The organism is Streptomyces sparsus (assembly GCF_054776295.1).
In genome coordinates this window covers 1-7,797 of record NZ_BAAHCA010000156.1, presented here as the reverse complement: position 1 = coordinate 7,797, position 7,797 = coordinate 1, and the positions used below count along the sequence as shown (strand labels likewise).

At 71.5% G+C, this 7,797-nt stretch carries 6 protein-coding genes and 1 pseudogene; 5 read left to right on the top strand and 2 right to left on the bottom strand.

The features are described from left to right. A pseudogene (locus ACYVE9_RS10635) lies at positions 1-711 on the top strand (hypothetical protein); the annotation flags it as partial. A gap of 323 nt (positions 712-1,034) precedes the next feature. Continuing rightward, complete coding sequence (locus ACYVE9_RS10630) at positions 1,035-1,685, top strand: response regulator (protein ID WP_461027528.1); 651 nt, start codon at positions 1,035-1,037, stop codon at positions 1,683-1,685. Between the two features lie 179 nt (positions 1,686-1,864). Here the strand turns inward: ACYVE9_RS10630 and phoU are convergent, their stop codons facing one another. Next, positions 1,865-2,647 carry a phosphate signaling complex protein PhoU gene (gene phoU, locus ACYVE9_RS10625; protein ID WP_461027527.1) on the bottom strand — a complete coding sequence of 261 codons (783 nt, stop codon included), beginning with the start codon at positions 2,645-2,647 and terminating at the stop codon, positions 1,865-1,867. 372 nt (positions 2,648-3,019) lie between these two features. Here phoU and ACYVE9_RS10620 point away from each other — a divergent pair, with 372 nt between their 5' ends. Together ACYVE9_RS10620 and ACYVE9_RS10615 are read left to right on the top strand one after the other, a co-directional pair. Next, positions 3,020-4,360: a sensor histidine kinase gene (locus ACYVE9_RS10620; RefSeq protein WP_461027526.1), complete on the top strand. Its 1,341-nt coding sequence runs from the start codon at positions 3,020-3,022 to the stop codon at positions 4,358-4,360. Continuing rightward, complete coding sequence (locus tag ACYVE9_RS10615; protein ID WP_283989831.1) at positions 4,357-5,037, top strand: response regulator transcription factor; 681 nt, start codon at positions 4,357-4,359, stop codon at positions 5,035-5,037. The genes ACYVE9_RS10620 and ACYVE9_RS10615 overlap by 4 nt, the downstream gene beginning before the upstream one ends. A 177-nt stretch (positions 5,038-5,214) precedes the next feature. On the opposite strand, the gene ACYVE9_RS10610 is transcribed toward ACYVE9_RS10615, so the two are convergent. After that, on the bottom strand, positions 5,215-5,940 hold the full coding sequence (locus ACYVE9_RS10610; RefSeq protein ID WP_461027525.1) for a copper chaperone PCu(A)C: 726 nt from the start codon (positions 5,938-5,940) through the stop codon (positions 5,215-5,217). A gap of 651 nt (positions 5,941-6,591) precedes the next feature. Between ACYVE9_RS10610 and ACYVE9_RS10605 the strand changes: the two genes are divergently transcribed. Then, positions 6,592-7,074, top strand: coding sequence for a CarD family transcriptional regulator (locus tag ACYVE9_RS10605; RefSeq protein ID WP_461027524.1), 483 nt, complete (start codon positions 6,592-6,594; stop codon positions 7,072-7,074). Positions 7,075-7,797 lie beyond the last annotated feature (723 nt).

Here is a 7,797-nt window from a genome sequence, read left to right as displayed (position 1 = left end):
GCTCCCGGCGGCGGCTTCCGGCTCGCCGGCGTGCTGCCGTACGAGGCGACGGGCGTCGGCCGCCGGCCCGAGGATCCGGTCGACCACGGCCGGGAGGAGACCGCCGGGGCCGCACCCGGAGACGTCCTGACCACCTCCAGCGGCACGCCCCATGGGCGGCGCGGCGGGCTGGCCGGTTCGGTCAAGTCTCTCGGCGTCCATCACCTGGCCGGCTCTCCGCATCCGCCCGGGAACGGCAGTCCCACGACGGCGGGTGGTGACGGCCCGGGGGACCCCGGCCTGCTCGACCCGGCCGATCCCCGGGTCCGTGCGCACCAGGACTTCGCCCGGCTGCTCGACCGGCGCCGGCGCGCCTGCTTCCCCTGGGGCTGCGGAATCGCCGGGGTCACACTGGTGCTGGTCGTCGCCCTGCTGGTCTGGGGGCTGACCGCGGTGGTACGGGAGTTCCAGGAGAGCATGATCGATCCCGACGAGTACAAGGCGATGAAGGTCGGCCAGTCCGAGAGCTCGGTACGCGAGCGGCTGCCCGAGGGCGGCGCGCTGCTCACCTCGGGCCTCACCGATGACGAGCCGCCCGTGCCGCGCGGCGCGCACTGCCTCCACCTGATGTCCAGCGAGGACACCGGGGACTGGAGCACCGACGTCGTCTTCCGGTTCTGCTTCAGGGACGACGTTCTGGTGGCCAAGGACCGCTACATATCCACCTCATGACCGCTTCCCCCACGCTCGGTCCTCGACGCCACGTACGGACCCGGCCCGTGCCGGGCGCACGCCGTCGGCGCCCGGGGCGCCGCGCACGATCCGGCGCACAGCCGGTGCGGTGACCCGCCCGGCTCCCGGCCTCCTGCGTGCACGTCCGGAACGCCGATCCGCCATGATGGGCTCGCCGCGACGCCCCGCCCGGGACCGAACCGCCCCCACCTACCCGGTGACGTCGCCCCGCCCGGGGACACGCCACCGCCCCGGCAGTACCCACGCGCCGCGGCGCCCGCCGCCCGCCCCCTCCCGACCGATACCGCGCTGGAGCCGCCCACATGATCAGGGTCCTGGTCGTCGACGACGAGCCGCTCATCCGGGCGGGCATCCGGGCGATCCTCACCTCCGCGGGGGACATCGAGGTCGTCGCCGAGGGCTGCGACGGCCGTGAGGCCGTGGAGCTGGCCCGGAGCCACGCCGTGGACGTGGTGCTGCTCGACATCCAGATGCCGGTGCTGGACGGGCTGTCCGCGTTGCCCGAGCTGCGGCGGGCCGCCCCCTCGGCTCGGCCGCTGATCCTGACGACCTTCGGTGAGCCGGACAACGTCCTGGCCGCCCTGCGTCGTGGGGGTGCGGGATTCCTGCTCAAGGACTCCGCGCCGGAGGAGCTGATCCGGGCGGTACGGGCCGCCGCGTCGGGTGGCGCCTATCTGTCGCCCGGCGCGACCCGTCACGTCGTGGACTCGCTGGCCGACCGGCACGACGGGAGGGGCGACGAGGCGAGAGCGCGGCTCTCCCGGTTGGGCGAGCGGGAGCGGCAGGTCCTGGCGCTGCTGGGTGAGGGCCTGTCCAACGCGGACGCCGGCCGGCGGCTGCACATGAGCGAGGCGACGGTGAAGGCCTACGTCAGCCGCATCCTGGCCAAGCTCGACTGCGCCAACCGGGTGCAGGCGGCGCTACTGGCCCGCGACGCGGGACTCGGAGGCTGACCCGCCACCCCACCATCCGGCCCGCCGACCACACCATCCGTCCGGCTCGGCTGCGACCCGCCCGACCTGGCGACGCCCGGCTTCGCGGGCGTCGGGCGGGGAAAACCAGCTCCCGACCCGACGCCCACGGTCACTGCCCGACGCCCGCCTTCACCACCCGGCGTCCGCCGTCACAGCTGTCAGGAGTCGTCCGACGCCGGCCCGGCCTGGGCCGAGGCGGCCTGACCCGCGGTCGGCTCACCGGACTCCGACTGCTCCGAGCCGGTCTGTGCGGAGGCGCTCGGGACCGCGGCCTGGGCGGCCGCCGCCGGGTCGAGCTCGTCGGCGTAGTCACCGGTGACGAGGTAGACCACCCGGCGGGCCACGGACACGGCGTGGTCGGCGAACCGCTCGTAGTACCGGCCCAGCAGGGTGACGTCGACGGCGGTCTCGATGCCGTGCTTCCAGCGGTCGTCCATCAGGTGCTGGAAGAGCGTGCGGTGCAGGTCGTCCATCTTGTCGTCGTCCTGCTCCAGCTGGAATGCCAGGTCGACGTCCTTGGTGATGATCACCTCGGCGGCCTTCGCCATGAGCCGCTGGGCGAGCTGGCCCATCTCCAGCAGGGTCGCCTGCAGGTCGCGCGGCACCGCGGACTGCGGGAACCGCAGCCGGGCGACCTTGGCCACGTGCTGGGCCAGGTCACCGGAGCGCTCGAGGTCGGCGCTCATGCGCAGCGACGTGACGACTATCCGCAGGTCGGTGGCGACCGGCTGCTGACGGGCGAGCAGCTGGATGGCCCTGGTCTCCAGGGCGCGCTGGAGGTCGTCGACCTTGTCGTCGTTGGCGATCACGCTCTCGGCGAGATTGAGGTCCGCGTCCAGCATCGCCGTGGTGGCGCGGCCGATCGCGGATCCGACGAGCCTGGCCATCTCGACCAGGTGCTCGCTGATCGAGTCCAGTTCCTCGTGGTACGCGTCCCGCATGACTGTCCTTCCCTAGCATGGCGATGTACGGCCGGTCCGGGGGCAGAATCCCCAGGCTGCCACGCTCGGCCCGCAATGCGTCCGGCTTCGGCATCTCAAGTGAATCACCCACGACACCCGAGTGAACTCTGGGATACGGGATCCGACCGGCCGCTGACGGCGCCTCCGACCGGATACGGGCCCCGTCCGGCCGAATCGGGGACGCCGGCTCGGCGGCCGTCCCCTCCCGCCGGAAGGGTGGGCCCGGAATGGGCCGGTTCGCGTCCCGCACAGTGAACCACCCCCGTCCTGCCGGTGAACTCTGGGGGACGAGTGTTCGAGCTGCCCGGTCAGACCTGGGAGTGGCTTCCGGAACCCGCTTAACCTGAGGACATGGACGTGAACGCGGCAGTCGCCGCAGTGGCAGCGATCGCCGGGGTCTGCACCGGTGCGTTCGCCGTGCTGGCGTTCCGCTGGAGCGAGCGGGAACAGACCCGCCCCACCCGTACCTCCCTGCACGTGGACGCCGGGCTGCCGCCGGGCGTGGACACCGTGCTGTCGGTGCTGCGCTCCTCCGCCGTGGTGCTCGACGAGGGCGACGCGGTGGTCAAGGCCAGCTCGGCCGCCTACGCGCTGGGCCTGGTCAGGGGCGGTCGCCTCGCGGTGGACGCGATGCTGCAGATGGCCCGGGACACCCGGCGGGACGGCGAGATACGGCAGGTCGAGCTGGACCTGCCGCGTCGCGGCACCGGCCGGGGCGACGCGCTGGCGGTGTCCGCCAGGGTGGCGCCGCTCGGTTCCCGACTGGTCCTGCTGCTGGTCGAGGACCTCACCGAGGCCCGGCGGATAGAGGCGGTCCGCCGCGACTTCGTGGCGAACGTCAGCCACGAGCTGAAGACACCGGTGGGCGCGCTGTCGCTGCTCTCCGAGGCGGTGCGGGACGCGTCCGACGACCCGGAGGCGGTCGAGCGCTTCGCCGGCCGGATGCAGCACGAGGCCACTCGGCTCACCAACCTCGTCCAGGAACTCATCGACCTCTCCCGGGTGCAGAACGACAACCCGCTGGAGGACTCCGAGCCCGTCGGGGTCGGGGTGCTCGTCAACGAGGCCATCGACCGCTGCGGTCAGGCGGCCGGCACCAAGCAGATCACCATGGCCACCGGCGGTCTCGAGGACCTGTACGTCTGGGGCAACCGCGGCCAGCTGGCCGCGGCGCTCGGCAACCTCGTCGAGAACGCCGTCAACTACTCCGCGCCGCGGACCCGGGTGGGCATCGCCGCCCGCCGTATCGCGGTCCCCGGCGGGGACATGATCGAGATCGCCGTGACCGACCAGGGCATCGGCATCTCGGACAGGGACAAGGACCGGATCTTCGAGCGGTTCTACCGCGTGGATCCGGCCCGCTCCCGGCAGACCGGAGGCACCGGCCTCGGGCTCGCCATCGTCAAACACGTGGCCGCCTCCCATGGGGGAGAGGTCACCGTCTGGAGCGCTGAAGGACAGGGCTCCACCTTCACCCTGCGACTGCCGGAAGCTGGCACCGCCAGGGAGCGGGCTGAGAAGAGCCGGCGCAGCCGGCAGCAGCTCAGCGGCGCACTGCAGGAACCGGCCGACTACGACGAAGCCGACGACTCCGACGATCCCGCCCACGGCGGGGCCGACGGCACCGTGCAGAGCCGGTCGTACGAGACCTTCACCCGTGATCAACTCTCTGCCCCGGAGGTCCTCCCGTGACCCGAGTGCTCGTTGTCGAGGACGAGGAATCGTTCAGCGACGCCCTGTCGTACATGCTCCGCAAGGAAGGCTTCGAGGTCGCCATCGCCGCGACCGGACCGGAGGGGCTGGACGAGTTCGAGCGCAACGGCGCCGATCTGGTGCTGCTGGACCTCATGCTGCCGGGCCTGCCCGGGACCGAGGTCTGCCGCCAGCTGCGCAACCACAGCAACGTCCCGGTCATCATGGTGACCGCCAAGGACAGCGAGATCGACAAGGTGGTCGGCCTGGAAATAGGGGCTGACGACTACGTGACCAAGCCGTTCTCGTCCCGGGAGCTGGTCGCCCGGATCCGCGCGGTGCTGCGGCGGCGCGGCGAGCCGGAGGAGGTCGAGCCGGCGGCGCTCGAGGCCGGTCCGGTCCGGATGGACGTCGACCGCCACGTGGTCACCGTCTCCGGCGGCAAGGTCGATCTGCCGCTGAAGGAGTTCGACCTGCTGGAGATGCTGCTGCGCAACGCCGGCCGCGTCCTCACCCGGATGCAGCTGATCGACCGGGTGTGGGGCGCCGACTACGTGGGTGACACCAAGACCCTGGACGTGCACGTCAAGCGGCTGCGGGCCAAGATCGAGCCCGACCCGGGCGCCCCGCGGTACCTGGTCACCGTGCGCGGGCTCGGCTACAAGTTCGAGCCGTAGACCGCCCCGGCGGCAGACGACAGCAGGATGCCCCCGGCCTGCCGGGGGCATCCTGCTGTGTACGACGTGTACGACCTGCGCGGGCGGCCCGCCACCGCACCCGTCCCGCCACCGCACCGGCCGGGCGGCCGGACGGTCGACGCGAGGCACGGGGGTCGCCGTGCGACACCGGGGGTGTTACTGCGCTACGGGGCTCTCGGAGGTGCCGATGCCGGGCTGGTCCGCGTCCTGGGAGCCGGCGGCGTCACCGTTCGTGCCGTCGCCCTCCTCGGCGCCGGGGGATGCCGTGTCGTCCCCGGCGGCGTCCTGCTCCGCGCCTTCCGCGCCCTCGGTAGAGCCTTCGCCGTCGGTCGACCCTTCGGGCGTGCCCGACTCCGACTCGCTCGCCGACGCCTCCGGCGCGGGGGTCGGGCCGTAGTCGGCGTAGCCGCCGCGGGCCGGGACCACGGTCGCGCGCAGTTCGACGGTGCCGGTCTCGCTCAGTTCGAAGGAGACGGGCTGGGCGTTGCCGTCCGCCACGTCACCGGCGTCCGCGAGGAACGCGGACGCGTTGTCGGCGCCACCCAGCATCAGGGAGCCGCCCGCCGGGATGGTGAGGTCGCCGTCCTCGGCCGGCTTCAGCTCGACGTCCCCGCCGGCTCCGGCGACCCGGATGCCCTCCAGCGTCTCGTCCTGCGTGCCGTCGTTGAAGATCCGGGCCGACACCGCTGCCGGGCCGTCCTCGTCCTCACCGGTCACGATGTTGACGTTCTGGATCTTGATGTCCCCGACAGTGGTCGCGGCGTTGTCCGGGTTGACCCCGCTCGTCTGCGCGTCCCTACCGGCCCCGCAGGCGGCCAGCGAAACGGTCGAGAGCGCGATGACGGTGGCGGCGACGACGCCGCGTCGAAGTTTGCTGCTCACGGCGGCGGCTTCTCCTAGCGGTAAGTGAAGAGCTGGTGGGGCGTAAAGAGGCTGTCAGGCGCTCAGGTTACCGACCCCCGGGTTCGCCTCCGTACCCGGCCCGCCCCACCGGGCGTGAGGGAGGCGGCGCTCCGGTCACCGGTGCCGTCGCACCCGGAAACTCCACAGCCCTCGTGACGGGCGCACGCCGGCGCGGGAAGTGATCACCCGGTGCCGCTCGGGAGGCCGGCGGGAGAGAGCGGGAAGCGCGCCCGTATCGCCCAGTCGAACACGGCCGGAAGCCGGCCGAAGAAATCCCGCCGCGTCCGTACGGGCGATTCTCCGCACGTTTTGGAGCGGCCCGGAATATCGGCCGGGGTGCCGTCCGGTCATGCGTTGATCAATTAAGCGACGGCCAAACGAGCGACCTTCAAAATTCCGACAAAACGGACTTCCAGGGGTTCGAGGTGGCGCTTCCCGTCCGGTTTCCGCGGTGTTTCGGCTTCCCGTGGGACCGGCCCCCACCTGCGAATACCTGGTTCCGCCCATCGTCCGCAGCACGTCCCAGCCGGTGTTGTCAAGCCCCGAGATGTGCCCTGACCTGCGAAAACGTCATTCAGAACACCCGCATCCCGTGCTATCCTGGATAGCCACGGAAGGGGTACCTGACACATGACGTTCAAGGTTGGCGACACCGTGGTCTATCCCCATCACGGGGCCGCGCTGATCGAGGCCATCGAAACTCGCCAGATCAAAGGCGTGGACAAGCTGTACTTGGTTCTCAAGGTCGCTCAGGGCGATCTTGAGGTTCGTGTGCCGGCGGAAAACGCCGAGCTCGTCGGCGTTCGTGATGTGGTCGGCCAGGACGGACTGGAGCGGGTCTTCGAGGTGCTTCGTGCACCGTACGCCGAAGAGCCCACCAACTGGTCTCGTCGTTACAAGGCAAACCTGGAGAAGCTCGCCTCCGGTGATGTCATCAAGGTCGCCGAGGTCGTGCGTGACCTCTGGCGTCGTGAGCGGGAGCGCGGGCTTTCCGCAGGTGAGAAGCGGATGCTCGCCAAGGCCCGCCAGATCCTGGTGAGTGAACTCGCTCTCGCCGAGAACACCAACGAGGACAAGGCCGAGGCACTGCTCGACGAGGTCCTCGCCTCCTGACGCACTCCCAGCGACATGCACCGTCACCAGCGGAAGGGTGACGGCGCATGGCAACGGATGGCAGACGCGGATTGCCGTGGTGCCCGAGTGACGGCCGATGGCTGTCGCGCCGGGCACTGCTGCATGTCTGCCGCGCCGCACGACTCGTGGCAGCCGGTGGAACGGTTCGACGGTTCCATGCCGGTCGCCCCGGTGTCGGGCCGGCGCGGTGTGGTGGTGCTGCGGTGTCAGTGGCGCGGTGTCAGTCGGTGCTGCGCGGGCGGTGCCGTCCCAGCGGGAATCCGCGGCGCGAAGCCGCGGTGACCACCGGGCCTGCCCGGGGAGGCGTCGCTACGGTGAGCAGGCCCCGAGCAGGCAACAACACCCCCGCAGGCGGCACTCCCGGAGTACGGGCATGACTGTGCGCCGCACTTCGTGATCCGAGCCACGTCTTCGCTTGATCCTTCTCATCCCGGCCACTTCCGCGCGTCCCCACCGGCTACGGCGGACAGACGCGGCGACCGGGCCCCGAGCCCGGGCTGCCGCTCTCGAACGGTTCTCACGGAAGGGCCGTCCGAGGTGCTGCTCCCGACTCGCTGTGGCCATACCCACCTCAGGCAAGGACACAAACCTGAACGCGCAACCAATGTCCGATGAGCACACCGTGCCCGGCGACGCGCCGACCGCCACCCCGCGCACCGCGGCGATCATTCCCGCCGCCGGCCGCGGCGTGCGGCTCGGCCC

Bases quoted from the DNA above. Each gene is read 5' to 3' on its own strand.
- ACYVE9_RS10630 (WP_461027528.1), top strand. From the start codon at position 1,035: ATGATCAGGGTCCTGGTCGTCGACGACGAGCCGCTCATCCGGGCGGGC.
- phoU (WP_461027527.1), bottom strand. From the start codon at position 2,647: ATGCGGGACGCGTACCACGAGGAACTGGACTCGATCAGCGAGCACCTG.
- ACYVE9_RS10620 (WP_461027526.1), top strand. From the start codon at position 3,020: ATGGACGTGAACGCGGCAGTCGCCGCAGTGGCAGCGATCGCCGGGGTC.
- ACYVE9_RS10605 (WP_461027524.1), top strand. From the start codon at position 6,592: ATGACGTTCAAGGTTGGCGACACCGTGGTCTATCCCCATCACGGGGCC.